Genomic DNA, 14,729 nt, shown 5'->3' with positions numbered 1-14,729 from the left:
CTAAGTCTTTACAAAATCAGAGGAAACCCGCGAAATCAATAAAGCCGTTTCGTTGCTCGATAGAAAATTTCTATCGATGGGGCTTCAGTCAGCATTGTCTATCCTAGCGGTGCGCGCGGAAATCGTCTGCCAGCGCCATCGCCTCGTCCAGCAGCGCCTGCACCAACGGCGTATGCGGCTCGCGCGGCGCGGCGACCAGCCCCACCGTGTGGCTGGCATCGGGCTCGACGATCGGAATGGCCCGGATCGGTTCGGAAAAACCGAATGTTTCCGCAAGGTTGAGCGGCATGATCGATGACCATTTGCCGGTCCGGATGTGCGAGAACAGCACGATCATCGAATTCGATTCCAGCGTCGGCCGCACCTGCACGCCGGCTTCGGCCAGGTGCTGGTCGATGATGCGGCGGTTCTGCATGTCCGGCGTCAACAGGCAAAGCGGCAGCTGGCTGATCTCGGCCCATGTCACTTTGTCGCGGTCGGAGTAGGGATTGCCGATTGCGGTGATCAATTGGTAGCGCTCGTCATAGAGCGGCACGCTGGTAACCCGTCCCAGCGGTTCGTTGTCGAGATAGGTGATGCCGGCATCGACATCGAAATTGCCGAGCAGCGAAAGCACTTCGATCGAGGTTCGCGACAGCACCGAAAAGGTGACACCCGGGTGCTTGTCTCGAAAGGGCGTCGTCAATCTGGCCACCATGGCCAATGCTGTCGGGATGGCGGCAATACGAATGCGGCCGGAGAGACCGTGGCGCGCCGCCCGCATTTCCTCGCGCATGGTCCTGGAGTCGCCGACGATGCGGCGCGCCCACACCAGCACCTGCTTGCCCTCCGGCGTCAGGCCCTGAAAGCGCGAGCCGCGCAGGACGAGCATGACGCCGAGCTGGCCTTCCAGTTGCTTGATGCCGGCCGACAGCGTCGGCTGGGTGACGCCGCACACTTCCGCGGCCCGGCCGAAATGCTCTTCCCTGGCCAGCGCGATGAAGAATTCGAGTTTGTCGATCATGCCGGAGCCTCTTTGCGACGCTTCGCAAAATCGCGCTTGAGAGCCGCTGACGGATCATCGCGCATGCGGCGATCAATAGCGACAGCAAGCGATAACCAATTGATAATATTTGGCTTGGCATGATGGCCGGTGCGGGTATCGAGGCGGGGTGCCTGATATAGAGTGGTTCGCATGCTGCTGAAGCATCAGCCGGAAATGCAAGTGGCTTCCGCGGCCGACCTGCGCGAGGCCGGGCGACTTGAGGCCCTTGAGCGTTTCGATATTCTCGACACGCCGCGCGAGGCATCGTTCGACCGCATCACCCGATTGATCAAGACCGTCTTCGATGTCCCGATCGCCATCGTCTCAGTCATCGACGGGCACCGCCAATGGTACAAGGCGTGCGAAGGCCTGACCGCGACTGAAGTCGCGCGCAACGACACGTTCTGCCAGTACACGATCCTGCAGGAAGAGCCCCTGATCGTCACCGACGCAACGAAGGGCCCACGTTTCGCCGACAATCCCTTGGTCAGGAGCGATCCTCACATCCGCTTCTACGCGGGCGTCGCCTTGCGCACCAGTGACGGCCATAACATCGGCAGCGTCTGCGCCATCGGCTACACGCCGAAGGAATTTGGCCCCCGCGAGATCGCGATCCTTCAGGATTTTGCCGATCTCGCCATGGACGAGCTGGAACTACGCCGGCACGCGTCCAGCGACGCGCTGACCGGCGTTCTGTCGCGGCGGGCGTTCGCCGATCAGGCGGGCCGGGCATTCGCGCTTGCGCGGCGACAGCGCTTCGACTTCTCTTGCATCGTCTTTGATATCGATCATTTCAAATCAGTCAACGATACGTTCGGGCATGCCGCCGGCGACAAGGTTCTGGCCGGCATCGCCGGGCAATGCGGCGCCACCTTGCGCGATGTCGACATCTTCGGACGCATTGGCGGCGAGGAATTCGCGGTGCTTCTCTACGCTGGCCGCAACGGCGTGCTTGAGACCGCCGAGCGGCTGCGCGGCGCCATCGCGTCGATGCGGTTTGCACATGGCACACATGAAATACAGGTCAGCGCCAGTTTCGGCGTCGCCTCGCTCGATCCAACGGCGAGCAGCCTACAGGAGCTGATGGAACACGCCGACGAGGCCATGTATGGCTCCAAGCGCGCGGGCCGCAACCGGACCACGGTCTGGAACGTCCCCCGAAACGACCGGCCGCTGCCGCGGCGCAGGGTGCTGAAGGCCGGCCTGATCGTCTTCAACGCCCGCATGTCGACCATCGACTGCACGGTTCGCAGCCTCGGCGAGGATGGCGCCACCATCGACGTTTCGAACATTGCCGGCATTCCCGGCCAGTTTGTGCTGGCCATCAAGGCGGATCGGTTCGAAACGAAATGCCGGGTCGTCTCCCAGGCCGAGCGGCGTTTGGAACTCGCCTTCGACTGATTTGGCCCGGTCGAGGGGTCATCCACACATTTGAGCCGGCTTACTGTTTCCTGTCGCGCCATGCGGCGTTATGTGGATGGGATCGGGAGGTCGATCATGCTGGGCTGGTTCCGCAAGCTTTTGCCGCGCGAAGATCGTTTCTTCGATCTGTTCGAGCGGCATTCCCGCACGGTGGTCGGTGGCGCCGAGGCGCTGGAGCAACTCCTCCAGGGCAGGGATATCGATCGCTGGTGCCAGAAGATCGTCGATCTCGAGGACGAAGCCGATCATATCACCGCGGAAGTCCTGCTTGCCGTGCGGCGCTCCTTCATCACGCCGTTCGACCGCGGCGATATCAAGGACCTGATCCAGTCGATGGACGATGCCATCGACATGATGCACAAGACTGTCAAAACGGTGCGGCTGTTCGAAAAGCGGGAATTCGATCCGCTGATGCAGGAAATGGGCAGCGTCATTGTCGACGCCGCCAAGCTGGTTGCCGAGGCGATTCCGCTGCTCGCCAAGGTCGGCGCCAACAGCGCGCGCCTCAATGCCCTTGCCGAGGAAGTCATGCGCGCCGAGGGCCGGGCCGACGATCTGCACGAGCAAGGTCTGAAGGATCTGTTCAAGCGGCATGGCCGCGGTGACGCGATGGCTTACCTGATCGGCAGTGAAATCTACGGCCAGCTGGAGAAGGTGGTCGATCGTTTCGAGGACGTCGCCAACGAGATCAGCGGCATCGTCATCGAGAACGTATAGGCGATGGAAGCCACCATCGCCTTTCCACTGTTGGCCGGCCTTGTCGCCGTCGCCCTGTTCTTCGATTTTCTCAACGGCCTGCACGACGCGGCGAATTCCATCGCCACCATCGTCTCCACGCGCGTGCTGCGCCCGCATTATGCGGTGTTCTGGGCGGCTTTCTTCAACTTCATCGCCTTCATGTTCTTCGGCCTGCATGTCGCCGAGACCGTAGGAAAGGGCATCGTCGACGTCAGCATCGTCACGCCGGCGGTGATCTTCGCGGCACTGGTCGGCGCCATCGTCTGGAACATCGTCACCTGGATCGCCGGCATTCCGTCGAGCAGTTCGCACGCGCTGATCGGCGGGCTGGTCGGCGCCGGCGTCGCGAAGGGGGGCGTCGGCGCCATCGTCTGGTCGGGGCTCGGCAAGACGGTCGCCGCGATCGTCCTGTCGCCGGCGACTGGTTTTGTCCTGGCACTTGTCCTGATCCTGTTGGTCTCGTGGCTGTTCGTGCGTAAGACGCCGTTTGCCGTCGACAGCACCTTTCGCGTCCTGCAGTTCTTTTCCGCCTCGCTCTATTCGCTCGGGCATGGCGGCAACGACGCCCAGAAGACCATGGGCATCATCGCGGTGCTGCTCTATTCGCAAGGCATGCTCGGCGAGAAGTTTTACGTGCCGCTCTGGGTCGTCCTCACCTGCCAGACCGCACTGGCGCTGGGCACGCTGTTGGGCGGCTGGCGCATCGTCCACACGATGGGCTCGAAAATCACCCGGCTCAACCCGATGCAGGGCTTCTGCGCCGAAACCGGTGGCGCCATCACGCTGTTCGCCGCCACATGGCTCGGCATACCCGTATCGACCACGCACACGATAACCGGCGCCATCATCGGCGTTGGTGCGGCTCGCCGCGTCTCGGCCGTGCGCTGGGGCATCGCCGGCAACATCGTCATCGCGTGGATCGTCACCTTGCCGGCGACGGCGGCGATTTCGGCGCTCGTCTACCTGGCCGTCAACCTGGCGGGCTGACGTCTATTTGTCCACCAGGTTCAGGATGTTGCCGTCCGGGTCCTTGAACCAGGCGACCTTCATGCCATCGCCGACATGGATATCACCCTCGAGCGTCAGGCCGGGCATCTGGTAGTGCTCGAAGGCTACGCCTTTCGATTTCAGCGATTTGACGACGCGGCCGATGTCATCCCCGACCGTCCAGGTAACCGCGGTCGCCTTGTTGGTCCCGGCGAATTCGGAATGATAGACATTGATGACCGTGTCGCCGCTTTTGTAGACGACCAGTTCACCGCCCATATCGGCTACCGGCTTGAGGCCCAGCGTGCCTTCATAGAAGGCCTTTGCCTTCGCCAGGTTCTTTACCGCCAGGTTTGCCGTCGCGTTGCTGTTTGCGAGCATGATCCGTCTCCTTCCCTTGATGTCGTGCTCATGCTGCTCAGATAGGTCACACCGGATGATTGGCGACCCGCGATCGGGCAAATCCGGCAGCGTCGGTCGTTTTCCGTGACACACAAGGCCGGCTGTTGCTCCACGGCTTGGTTCTGTCCGAAAACTGCACTATCTCAGCCGCAAGCTTGCATAAGGAAAATCTGATGTCCGTCACCAAAGAAATCGTCACCGAGCGTCTGAAGACGGTCAACGGACCTGACTTCACCGGCAACATCGTCGACCTCGGCATGGTTTCGGAGATTTTCATTGCCGACGGCAAGGTTTTCTTCTCGATCACCGTTCCGGCTGCCCGGGCACAGGAGATGGAGCCGTTGCGCGCCGCCGCCGAGCGCGTCGTCAAGGCGATCCCGGGTGTCGCCGGCGCCGTTGTCGCGCTGACTGCGGAAAAGAAGGGCGGCGGCATGGAGGCGCCGGTGCCGGCGCGCGCCGCGCCCAGGCCCGCTCCGCCTCCCGCCGCACAGCCACGTCCTGCGCCGCAGGCGCCGGCCTCGCACAGTTCCGGCAAGCGCGGCGTGCCCGGCATCGAGGCGATCATCGCGGTTGCGTCCGGCAAGGGCGGCGTCGGCAAGTCGACGACGGCCGTCAATCTGGCGCTCGGTCTTGCCGCCAATGGCTTGCGGGTCGGCGTGCTCGATGCCGACATCTATGGCCCATCCATGCCCAGGCTGCTCAACATCCATGGCCGGCCGCAGACGGTCGACGGCAAGATCCTGAAACCCATGGAGAATTATGGCCTCAAGGTGATGTCGATGGGTTTCCTCGTCGATGAGGAGACGCCGATGATCTGGCGCGGGCCGATGGTGATGTCGGCGCTGACGCAGATGCTGCGCGAGGTCGAATGGGGGCGGCTCGACGTGCTCGTCGTCGACATGCCGCCCGGCACCGGCGATGCTCAGCTGACCATGGCCCAGCAGGTGCCGCTGGCCGGCGCCGTCATCGTCTCGACGCCGCAGGACCTGGCGCTGATCGATGCCCGCAAAGGCCTCAATATGTTCAAAAAAGTCGATGTGCCGCTGCTCGGCATCGTCGAGAACATGAGCTACTTCCTCGCCCCTGATACCGGCAAGCGCTACGATATTTTCGGCCATGGCGGCGCGCGCCGCGAAGCCGAGAGGCTGGCCGTCACCTTCCTCGGCGAGGTGCCGCTGGAAATGGGCATTCGCGAGAGCTCGGACGCCGGCACGCCGGTGGTCGTCTCCAAGCCCGACGGCGCCGAGGCGAAAATCTATCGCGATATCGCTTCCAAGGTCTGGGACAGGGTCAGTGAGGAACGCGGCGCGGCGGAAGCGGCTGTGCCGAGCATCGTGTTTGAGTGACCCTCAAGGGGAGGGATCAGCCGCCGACTTTCTCGCCGAATGCCGAAAAGAACTGTCCGGCCAGTTTCTTCGAGGTCGATTCGATCAGCCGGCTGCCGAGCTGCGCGATCTTGCCGCCGACGTCTGCCTTGGCCGCATATTTGAGGACCGTCGCGTCCGGCCCGTCGGCGGTCAGGGTGACGTCGGCACCGCCCTTGGCGAAGCCGGCAATGCCGCCCTTGCCTTCGCCCTGGATGGTATAGGCATGCGGCGGCTTGAGATTCTTCAGCGTCACTTCGCCGTTGAAGGTCGCCTTGATCGGCCCGATCTTCAGCACCACCGTCGCCGCCATCTCGGTCGCCGATTTCATTTCCAGGCTCTGGCAGCCGGGAATGCTCTCCTTGAGCACCGCTGGATCGTTCAGCGCTTCCCATACTTTCTGGACGGGTGCGGCGATGCGCTCCTCGCCTTCGATCACCAAAGCCATCTAAACCTCCCGGATCGCCGATGTCGGATTGGTCGTAGCGCGCGGCTCGATAGCTGTCTATCGCACCAAAGTCGGGATTCAGATCACGCGTGCCCCTTGCCTGCATCCGCGCGTTGTCATATCGATTTGTCATACAAATACGGAGACCATGATGGCTGGCGCCCCCACAAAAAAGAAAAAATTCCGCTCGCAGGAGTGGTTCGACAATCCCGACAATCCGGGAATGACCGCGCTTTATCTGGAGCGCTACCTGAATTACGGGCTGACACGCGCGGAGCTGATGTCGGGCAAGCCGCTGATCGGCATTGCCCAGACGGGCTCTGATCTGTCGCCTTGCAACCGGCACCACATTGAACTCGCCAAGCGCGTGCGCGAAGGCATCGTCTCGATGGGCGGCATTCCTTTCGAATTCCCCTGTCACCCGATCCAGGAGACCGGCAAGCGGCCGACCGCCGCCCTTGACCGCAACCTCGCCTATCTCAGCCTTGTCGAAGTGCTCTATGGCTACCCGCTGGACGGCGTCGTGCTGACCATCGGCTGCGACAAGACCACGCCTGCCTTGCTGATGGCGGCGGCCACCGTCAACATCCCGGCCATCGCGCTGTCGGTCGGCCCGATGCTTAATGGCTGGCACAAGGGCAAGCGCACCGGCTCGGGCACCATCGTCTGGGAATCGCGCCAGCGCCTGTCGGCCGGCGAGATCGACTATGACGAGTTCATGGACATCGTTGCCTCCTCGGCGCCGTCCACGGGCTACTGCAACACGATGGGCACCGCCACCACGATGAATTCGCTGGCCGAGGCGCTCGGCATGCAACTGCCGGGTTCTGCCGCCATCCCCGCGCCGTACCGCGAGCGCGGCCAGATCGCCTATGAGACTGGAAAGCGCATCGTCGACATGGTGCACGAGGATCTGAAACCGTCCGACATCATGACGCGCAAGGCCTTCGAAAACGCCATCGTCGTCAATTCGGCGATCGGCGGTTCCACCAACGCGCCGATTCATCTCAACGCCATCGCCCGCCATCTCGGCGTGCCGCTCGACAATGACGACTGGCAGAAGGTCGGCCTCAAGGTGCCGCTCATCGTCAACCTGCAGCCGTCGGGGGAATATCTCGGCGAAGACTATCACCATGCCGGTGGTGTACCTGCCGTGGTGGCCGAACTGATGAAGGCCGGAATGCTGCCGCATCCCGATGCCCTGACCGTCAACGGCAAGTCGATCGGCGACAATTGCAAGGGGGTCGCCAACGAGAATACCGACGTCATCCGCACCGTGGCCGAGCCGCTGAAGGCCAATGCCGGCTTCATCAACTTCAAGGGCAATCTGTTCGATTCGGCGATCATGAAGATGAGCGGCATCTCGCCCGAATTCCGCGAGCGCTATCTGTCGAACCCCAACGACCCGGAGGCTTTCGAAGGCAATGCCATGGTCTTCGACGGGCCGGAGGATTACCACGCCCGCATCGACGATCCGGCACAAGGCATCGACGAGCACACCATCCTGTTCATGCGCGGCGCCGGGCCGGTCGGCTATCCCGGTGGTGCGGAAGTCGTCAACATGCAGCCGCCGGCCTATCTCATCAAGAAGGGCATCCATTCGCTGGCCTGCATCGGCGATGGCCGCCAGTCCGGCACGTCGGGCTCGCCATCGATCCTGAACGCCTCGCCCGAAGCCGCGGTCGGCGGCGGCCTGGCCCTGCTCAAGACCGGTGACCGCGTCCGCATCGACCTGAGGAAAGGCACGGCCAACATCCTCGTCAGCGACGACGAGATCGACCGGCGCCGCGCCGAGCTGCAGAACGATGGCGGCTATCACTATCCCAAGCACCAGACGCCCTGGCAGGAAATCCAGCGCGACATGGTCGACCAGTTCTCGGCTGGCATGGTACTGAAGCCGGCGGTGAAGTACCAGGATGTCGCCCACACCATGGGCGTGCCTCGCGACAATCACTGATCGTTCCCCGGAATAGTCATCGATTATTCCAGGCTGGTCTCGGATGAGGATGGACGAGGACCGGCGGCCTGATCGATCAGGCCGCCGCCCTGACGGCGTAGCCGCGGATGCTCCGTCCTTGACAAGACCGCCCAACAATTCCAACATCATCGCAAGGGGTGCACCGCGACCGCCCCGTGAGGCGTCAGCCCAATGTTCGCGTCCAAGCTTCTCTTTTCAGGAGGTGGACGCCATGCCGTCAACAACCGAAATTACCGTACAGCAACTATCCCGTCTGGTCGGTCTGCCGGGCGCGCCTGTAATCGTCGATGTCCGCATCGATAACGACTACGACGCCGATCCGCGCCTGCTGCCGGCCTCGCACCGGCGCAACTTCAAGACCGTCTCGGCCTGGGCAAACGACTTTGCCGGCAGCCAGGTGGCCGTCGTCTGCCAGAAGGGGCAAAAGCTCTCGCAAGGCGTGGCCGCCTGGCTGCGGCACCAGGGCGTTGCCGCCGAATCCCTCGAAGGCGGTTTCGAGGCCTGGCGCGATGCCGGCGGCCTTCTGGTCCGCGCCGGCAAGATACCGTTGCGCGATGAAAAAGGCCGCACCGTCTGGGTGACTCGGGCTCGCCCCAAGGTCGATCGCATCGCCTGCCCCTGGCTGATCCGGCGCTTCGTCGATTCGCATGCGGTCTTCCTCTTTGTCGAGGCGGCCGAAGTGCCTGCTGTCGCGGACCGCTTTCAGGCCGTGCCATTCGACATCGACAATGTGTTCTGGAGCCATCGCGGCGAACGCTGCACCTTCGACACGATGATCGAGGAGTTCGGGCTGGAATCCCAGGCACTCGATCGGCTTGCCACGATCGTGCGCGCGGCCGACACCGCCAGGCTCGATCTCGTTCCCCAAGCCGCCGGATTCCTTGCCGCCTCGCTTGGCCTGTCACGCATGTTCCGCGACGATCTGCAGCAACTGGATGCCGGCATGCTTCTCTATGACGCGTTCTTCCGCTGGTGCCGCGACGCCACCGATGAGACGCACAACTGGCCGAGCGGGGCGAAGCCATCATGAGCAGCCTCGTTTCGGGGAAAAATGCCGACATCGTCGAGGTGCCGGCGGTCCCGAGCTTCCGCGAAGCCACGAAACTCTGGGCGAAGATCGGATTGCTGAGCTTCGGCGGGCCAGCGGGGCAGATCGCGCTCATGCACAAGGAATTGGTCGAGGACCGGCGCTGGATCGGCGAGCAGCGTTTCCTGCATGCCTTGAACTACTGCATGCTGCTGCCCGGTCCCGAGGCCCAGCAACTCGCCATCTATATCGGCTGGCTGCTGCACAGGACGGTCGGTGGCCTTGTCGCCGGCATCCTGTTCGTGGTGCCGGGCGCGCTGGTCATGCTCACCTTGAGCATTCTCTATGCGCTTTACGGCGATGTCCCGCTGGTCGAGTCGCTGTTCTTCGGGGTGAAGGCCGCCGTGCTCGCGGTCGTGGTCGAGGCGGTGATTCGCATCGGCCGCCGCGCCTTGAAGAACCGGGTGATGGTGGCGATCGCGCTTTGCGCTTTTCTCGGCATCTATGTGCTCAGCATTCCGTTCCCGCTCATCGTCCTGATTGCGGGATCGGTGGGATGGGCCGGAAACCGCGTCGCGCCAGGCCTGTTTTCCGGTGCGGCGCACGGCAAGAACGATGCTCCCGATATCAAGGGCGCGGTCGACCTGATGTTCGAGCGCGGCGAACTGGCCCATGCCAGGCCGACAAGATGGCATGCGCCGCGCATTATCGCGATCTGGCTGCCGATCTGGCTCGGGCCAGTTCTGTTGCTCTGGGCGCTCACCGGTGCAGGCAGCGTATGGACGCAGATCGGCGGCTTCTTCAGCCTGATGGCGGTCGTCACCTTCGGCGGCGCCTACGCGGTTCTTGCCTATGTCGCACAGGCGGCCGTCGAATCGTTCGCCTGGCTGGCGCCCGGCGAGATGGTGGATGGCCTCGGGCTTGCCGAAACCACGCCGGGGCCGCTCATTCTGGTGTTGCAGTTTGTCGGCTTCATCGCCGCGTTTCGCCACTCCGGCTCGCTGGGCCCGTTGCTTGGCGGATCGCTTGGAGCGCTGCTGACGTTATGGGTTACGTTCACGCCCTGCTTCTTCTGGATATTCCTCGGCGCGCCCTATATCGAGGCCCTGCGCGGCAACAAGGCTCTGTCGGCCGCGCTCGGCGCCATCACCGCCGCCGTGGTCGGCGTCATCCTGAACCTGGCTCTATGGTTTGCCTTGCACGTCATCTTCCACGACGTGCGCAAACTGGGCCTCGGCATGAACGTGCCGGTGCCGTCATCGATCGACTGGCGCGCCGCACTGCTGTCCTGCGCCGCCATGATCGCCATCCTCAGGCTGAAGGTCGGCATGCTGCCGACACTTGCCGGGTCGGCCCTGGCCGGTGTCTTGCTGCTGGCGGTGAGCGGATAGACGCGGGCCACTGCCTTTGTATTCCGCCGGCCAACCACCTAACTGGTTGGAAACGGATTGGACACTCATGGCGCAACGACGCTCTTCCCTTGGCTTTCTCGGCATGTTCAGCCGCTCGGGTGATTTGCGGCAGCTCGATGCGGCCTTGCGCGGCGCCGACCTGCATCCGGCCCTGGTCCCGGAAGGCGTAAAACTCACCATCGTCAATCTGATGAAGGACCACTGGCCCGAGGAACCGCCGCCGCGGGCCTATCCGCGGGTGGCGACCTTGTTCAGCTACTGCATTGCCGGACCGGAAACATTCGAGCGTGCGCAAGGTCCGCAACTGCGGCTCGACGCGGAGCGCCGGATCGAGGCGGCTCTCGAAGCCGGCGTCGGCCTCGATGCCCAGATCGTGCTGATGGCGCTGCACGCCAAGCTGATCAACGCCGAAGTCGTCGAACGCTACGGGCTGGCTGCGGAGTGACTTGGTAGGACACGTTGAGATTCGGTCAGGCCGAGTCGAAAATGGTGGTTTGCGAGAACCGGAGCGGAGCGTACTTAAAGTACGTGAGCACCGGAAGCGCAGGAAGCCGCCATTTACAGGCCGGCCTCACCGAAATATCAACGTGTCCTACCCGCCCATGCCGCCGCGCGGCAGCTTGATCATGTCGCCGAAGCGGGCGCGTAATTTGTCGTCGAGCAGCTTCGGCACGTGGCGCGGAAAGCGCTCGGCAAGGATGCGTTTCTTCTCGATGATCGCCCGCTGCAATATGTCGGGCCGGCCCTTCTCATTCCATTCCTTCGGCGAAAACCGGTCGCCAACGGCGGGATAGAAATATTCCGTCTGCATCAGCCGCAGCGTCTGCTCGTTGCCGAGATAGTGCCCCGGGCCTTTCAGGCAGACATCGGCGATGGTAGCGATCGACAGCGCTTCATCGGTCACCTCGATGCCGCGCACGCAGCGCAGGCAATGGCCGAGCATGTCGTTGTCGATGATCAGGCTTTCCAGGCAGAAGCCGAGCAGCGAGGCATGCATGCCGGCCGATTCATAGACCAGGTTGAGGCCGGCAAGGCCGGCCATCACGTCGGTGATGCCCTTCTCATAGCCGGACTGGATGTCGGGCAGCTTCGAATCCGTCATGCCAGCGGCCGAACCGCCCGGCAGGTCGTAATACTGCGCCATCTGCGCGCAGGCCGCCGTCAGCACCGCCTGTTCGGCCGAGCCGCCCGACATGGCGCCTGTGCGCAGGTCCGATACGAACGGCCAGGTGCCGAAGATCGCCGGATGCCCCGGCTTGATGGCGTTGACATAGACCAGACCGGCCAGCACTTCGGCCACCGCTTGCACGACGGCGCCGGCAATCGCCGCCGGCGCCGTGGCTCCGGCCTGTCCCGCCGACAAGAGCAGGATCGGAATGCCGCCCTCGACGCAGGCTTCGAGCACGCCGCAGGCGTCCTCGGCGAATTTCATCGGCGGCACGACGAAGCAGTTCGAGTTCGACACGAACGGCCTGGCGCGGAAATTCTCCTCGCCGCCGGCAATCGCGTAGAGCATTTCGAGCGCCGGCTGCACATTCTCGCGCACCGTGAACGAGGTGCCGACATGCTTGGACGTGCCCATCACGCAGGCGTAGAGCGTGTTGAAGTCCATTTCGAGCGGATCGGGAATGTCGCGCGGCACCATCGGCCGCTGGAAGAAATGGATGTTGTCGAGCCCTTCGACGATGCGGGCCGCGTCATAGATGTCCTGCAGCAGCGATTCGCGGTATTCGCGCTTTTCGACATCGACCAGATGCACGGCGGCACCCGCCGTGCCGTAATGCACGCGCTTGCCCTGAATCACCATGTCGTGTTTGGGATCCTGGCCGTGCAAGGTGAAATTCCGTGCCGCCTTCTTGATCGTCTCGAGCACCAGCGCGCGCGGGAACCGGATGCGGCCGTCATCGCCATAGGTGGCGCCGGCCTGGGTCAGCGCCTCGATGCAGGAGGGGATGGCGTTGGCGAAGCCGACGGTCTCCAGAAGCGTCAGCACCGCTTCGTGGATGCGCTCGCAATCATTGCCCTTGAGCGGTCCGTAGCTGCCGCCCTCAAGGCCGGCACGCACCGGTTTGATGTCGTCGGCGAGCGGCGCTGCCCGCATCGCGCGGCGAGCTTCGCGCCCGCCGGAACGGCGGGAACGTTGATCCGCCGCGTCCTGCTTTTCAAGAACCACTGACATGGAAAACACTCCACCTTCCTGAGAAACAGCGCGGCGGTTGGTCCACCATCGGCTGCTTCTTCCCCTTTGTGCCACGACTATGCCGCCGGCATTGGCACAGCCTATGAGCCAGCGGTTCCAGTCGAGTATGCCAGAGGAAAGCGAACGGGAGCCGCTTGAAGGCGGCTCCCGTCAAAGGATCGAAGAATGGATCAGGCGGCGGCGGGCCTGCGGCCAGCGGCGGTGGCCAATTCCCGGATGCCGGGCTCGATGTGCTGCAGCGCGATCGAGGAAATGCCCAACCGCATGAAACGCGAAGGCTTTTCGGTGCGGTCGAAGAAGCGGTCACCGGGCTCGATGATGACGCCGCGCGAGGCGGCGGCCTCAGCCAAACCGCGGGAATCGGTGCCCCGTGGCCCTTCCAGCCAAAGCGAGGTGCCGCCGGCCGAATCGGTCGAGCGCCATTCCGGCAGGAAAGCCGAAATCGCATGGACCAGGCGCTTGCGCCGCTCGTCGAAGGCGCTCGACAGCCGCCGCACCAATGCCTCGTGATGGCCGAGCGACAGGAAGAGCGCCACGGCGCGCTGGTTGTTGGCCGGCGGATGGCGCAGCATGAAACGGCGCAGCGCCCTGAGTTCGGCGATTAGTCCAGCCGAGGCCACGATGTAGCCAAGCCGCAGGCCCGGCGCCAGCGTCTTCGACATCGAGCCGACATAGACGACACGGCCGGAGCGGTCGAGGCTCTTCAGCGCCTGCTGCGGTGCCTCGTCGAGAAGCTGGCTGTCATAGCCGTCCTCGATGATGATCTGGTTGTGCCGGTTGGCGCGCGCCAGGAGGTCCTGCCGCCGCTCGGCCGACAGCGGCACCATGGTCGGGCAATGATGGCTGGGCGTGACGAATACGAAGCCGGAATCGTTGGGAATAGAGGAGGTTACGATGCCGGACTGGTCGACCGGCACCGGCTGGATGTCGGCGCCGGCGAGGCGGAAGATCGAGCGTGCGTCGGGGTAGCCCGGATCCTCCATCGCCACCTTGGAGCCCTTGGTCATCAACAGGGAGGCCAGCATGTAGAGTGCGTTCTGGGCGCCCAGCGTGACGATGATCTCGTCGGGATTGGCGAAGATGCCGCGCCTGGGCAAGAGCCGTGCCTGGATTTGCTCGATCAGCAGCGGATCGTCGCGGTCGACCATGTCGGACGCCCAGTTGCGGATCTCCAGCACGGCCAGCGCCATGCGGTTGCACTCGCGCCACTCGGCGGTCGGGAACAGCGCCGGGTCGAACTGGCCGTAGACGAACGGGTAGGACGACTTGATCCAGTTCTCGTGCTTGGCCGGCGGCGGCATGTCGCTTGCCGCGATCTGCCGGCGCGCCTTCCAGTCGATCTCGTTGGCCTGGTCGGGCGCCTTCTGGTGCGGCTTGGCGGGTGTCGCCAGCACGTCGGGATTGACGAAATGGCCGCGCCGCTCGCGCGCCACCAGGAAACCCTGGTCGACGAGTTGCTGGAAGGCCAGGACCACCGTTCCGCGCGCCACGCCGAGTTTCTCGGCCAGGATCCGGCAGGAGGGGAGCGGCATCGAAGCGGCGATTTGGCGGTCGAGAATGGCGGCCACGATGGCTTGGCGGATCTGCGCCTGCAGGGTTTGGCCGGATTCAGCCGAAATCCGGAACAGGCCGGACCATATCGCCGTGTCGTTTCTCTGTGGCATGGGAGATGTTCCTCGATGGCCAGCTTTTTTTGCTTGGCTGGACCAGCCGAACGTAACCGTGGC

General features: G+C 63.7%; 13 protein-coding genes. 8 read left to right on the top strand and 5 right to left on the bottom strand.

Features of this window, described 5'->3' with window-relative positions:
* Positions 1 to 103 precede the first annotated feature (103 nt).
* Positions 104 to 1,003, bottom strand: coding sequence for a LysR family transcriptional regulator (locus tag EJ077_RS26950; RefSeq protein WP_127276421.1), 900 nt, complete (start codon positions 1,001 to 1,003; stop codon positions 104 to 106).
* Between the two features lie 171 nt (positions 1,004 to 1,174).
* Here EJ077_RS26950 and EJ077_RS26945 point away from each other — a divergent pair, with 171 nt between their 5' ends.
* From EJ077_RS26945 to EJ077_RS26935, 3 genes are all read left to right on the top strand, one after another.
* Positions 1,175 to 2,425, top strand: a complete 1,251-nt coding sequence (locus tag EJ077_RS26945; RefSeq protein WP_208697636.1) for a sensor domain-containing diguanylate cyclase — start codon at positions 1,175 to 1,177, stop codon at positions 2,423 to 2,425.
* A 96-nt stretch (positions 2,426 to 2,521) separates the two neighbouring features.
* Positions 2,522 to 3,163 carry a DUF47 domain-containing protein gene (locus EJ077_RS26940; protein WP_208697634.1) on the top strand — a complete coding sequence of 214 codons (642 nt, stop codon included), beginning with the start codon at positions 2,522 to 2,524 and terminating at the stop codon, positions 3,161 to 3,163.
* Positions 3,164 to 3,166: 3 nt separating this feature from the next.
* Entirely contained in the window at positions 3,167 to 4,171 is a 1,005-nt protein-coding gene (locus EJ077_RS26935; RefSeq protein WP_208697632.1) for an inorganic phosphate transporter, read from the top strand.
* A 3-nt stretch (positions 4,172 to 4,174) separates the two neighbouring features.
* Here the strand turns inward: EJ077_RS26935 and EJ077_RS26930 are convergent, their stop codons facing one another.
* Entirely contained in the window at positions 4,175 to 4,552 is a 378-nt protein-coding gene (locus tag EJ077_RS26930) for a VOC family protein (protein ID WP_208697630.1), read from the bottom strand.
* 194 nt (positions 4,553 to 4,746) lie between these two features.
* Between EJ077_RS26930 and EJ077_RS26925 the strand changes: the two genes are divergently transcribed.
* Complete coding sequence (locus tag EJ077_RS26925) at positions 4,747 to 5,919, top strand: Mrp/NBP35 family ATP-binding protein (RefSeq protein ID WP_208697629.1); 1,173 nt, start codon at positions 4,747 to 4,749, stop codon at positions 5,917 to 5,919.
* 16 nt (positions 5,920 to 5,935) lie between these two features.
* Here the strand turns inward: EJ077_RS26925 and EJ077_RS26920 are convergent, their stop codons facing one another.
* Positions 5,936 to 6,385: an SRPBCC family protein gene (locus tag EJ077_RS26920; RefSeq protein ID WP_208697628.1), complete on the bottom strand. Its 450-nt coding sequence runs from the start codon at positions 6,383 to 6,385 to the stop codon at positions 5,936 to 5,938.
* Positions 6,386 to 6,536: 151 nt separating this feature from the next.
* Between EJ077_RS26920 and EJ077_RS26915 the strand changes: the two genes are divergently transcribed.
* From EJ077_RS26915 to EJ077_RS26900, 4 genes are all read left to right on the top strand, one after another.
* Complete coding sequence (locus tag EJ077_RS26915; RefSeq protein ID WP_208697627.1) at positions 6,537 to 8,342, top strand: IlvD/Edd family dehydratase; 1,806 nt, start codon at positions 6,537 to 6,539, stop codon at positions 8,340 to 8,342.
* Positions 8,343 to 8,574: 232 nt separating this feature from the next.
* Complete coding sequence (locus EJ077_RS26910; RefSeq protein WP_208697626.1) at positions 8,575 to 9,393, top strand: chromate resistance protein ChrB domain-containing protein; 819 nt, start codon at positions 8,575 to 8,577, stop codon at positions 9,391 to 9,393.
* Positions 9,390 to 10,781 (top strand): chromate efflux transporter, encoded by a 1,392-nt coding sequence (gene chrA / locus EJ077_RS26905; protein WP_208697625.1) that lies wholly within the window; start codon positions 9,390 to 9,392, stop codon positions 10,779 to 10,781. The genes EJ077_RS26910 and chrA overlap by 4 nt, the downstream gene beginning before the upstream one ends.
* A 67-nt stretch (positions 10,782 to 10,848) precedes the next feature.
* Complete coding sequence (locus EJ077_RS26900) at positions 10,849 to 11,247, top strand: hypothetical protein (RefSeq protein WP_208697624.1); 399 nt, start codon at positions 10,849 to 10,851, stop codon at positions 11,245 to 11,247.
* A 147-nt stretch (positions 11,248 to 11,394) separates the two neighbouring features.
* On the opposite strand, the gene EJ077_RS26895 is transcribed toward EJ077_RS26900, so the two are convergent.
* Together EJ077_RS26895 and EJ077_RS26890 are read right to left on the bottom strand one after the other, a co-directional pair.
* Positions 11,395 to 12,981: a trimethylamine methyltransferase family protein gene (locus EJ077_RS26895; protein ID WP_208697622.1), complete on the bottom strand. Its 1,587-nt coding sequence runs from the start codon at positions 12,979 to 12,981 to the stop codon at positions 11,395 to 11,397.
* A gap of 191 nt (positions 12,982 to 13,172) precedes the next feature.
* Entirely contained in the window at positions 13,173 to 14,666 is a 1,494-nt protein-coding gene (locus tag EJ077_RS26890; RefSeq protein WP_208697620.1) for a PLP-dependent aminotransferase family protein, read from the bottom strand.
* Between the last annotated feature and the right edge of the window lie 63 nt (positions 14,667 to 14,729).

Origin of the sequence: Mesorhizobium sp. M8A.F.Ca.ET.057.01.1.1 (genome assembly GCF_003952565.1) — a bacterium.
Lineage (GTDB): Bacteria > Pseudomonadota > Alphaproteobacteria > Rhizobiales > Rhizobiaceae > Mesorhizobium.
The sequence above is the reverse complement of the archived record's forward strand: the minus strand, read 5'-3'. Positions and strand labels throughout refer to the sequence as shown.

Bases quoted from the DNA above. Each gene is read 5' to 3' on its own strand.
- EJ077_RS26890 (WP_208697620.1), bottom strand. From the start codon at position 14,666: ATGCCACAGAGAAACGACACGGCGATATGGTCCGGCCTGTTCCGGATT.
- EJ077_RS26930 (WP_208697630.1), bottom strand. From the start codon at position 4,552: ATGCTCGCAAACAGCAACGCGACGGCAAACCTGGCGGTAAAGAACCTG.
- EJ077_RS26900 (WP_208697624.1), top strand. From the start codon at position 10,849: ATGGCGCAACGACGCTCTTCCCTTGGCTTTCTCGGCATGTTCAGCCGC.
- EJ077_RS26950 (WP_127276421.1), bottom strand. From the start codon at position 1,003: ATGATCGACAAACTCGAATTCTTCATCGCGCTGGCCAGGGAAGAGCAT.
- EJ077_RS26920 (WP_208697628.1), bottom strand. From the start codon at position 6,385: ATGGCTTTGGTGATCGAAGGCGAGGAGCGCATCGCCGCACCCGTCCAG.
- EJ077_RS26910 (WP_208697626.1), top strand. From the start codon at position 8,575: ATGCCGTCAACAACCGAAATTACCGTACAGCAACTATCCCGTCTGGTC.
- chrA (WP_208697625.1), top strand. From the start codon at position 9,390: ATGAGCAGCCTCGTTTCGGGGAAAAATGCCGACATCGTCGAGGTGCCG.
- EJ077_RS26915 (WP_208697627.1), top strand. From the start codon at position 6,537: ATGGCTGGCGCCCCCACAAAAAAGAAAAAATTCCGCTCGCAGGAGTGG.
- EJ077_RS26935 (WP_208697632.1), top strand. From the start codon at position 3,167: ATGGAAGCCACCATCGCCTTTCCACTGTTGGCCGGCCTTGTCGCCGTC.
- EJ077_RS26925 (WP_208697629.1), top strand. From the start codon at position 4,747: ATGTCCGTCACCAAAGAAATCGTCACCGAGCGTCTGAAGACGGTCAAC.
- EJ077_RS26945 (WP_208697636.1), top strand. From the start codon at position 1,175: ATGCTGCTGAAGCATCAGCCGGAAATGCAAGTGGCTTCCGCGGCCGAC.
- EJ077_RS26940 (WP_208697634.1), top strand. From the start codon at position 2,522: ATGCTGGGCTGGTTCCGCAAGCTTTTGCCGCGCGAAGATCGTTTCTTC.
- EJ077_RS26895 (WP_208697622.1), bottom strand. From the start codon at position 12,981: ATGTCAGTGGTTCTTGAAAAGCAGGACGCGGCGGATCAACGTTCCCGC.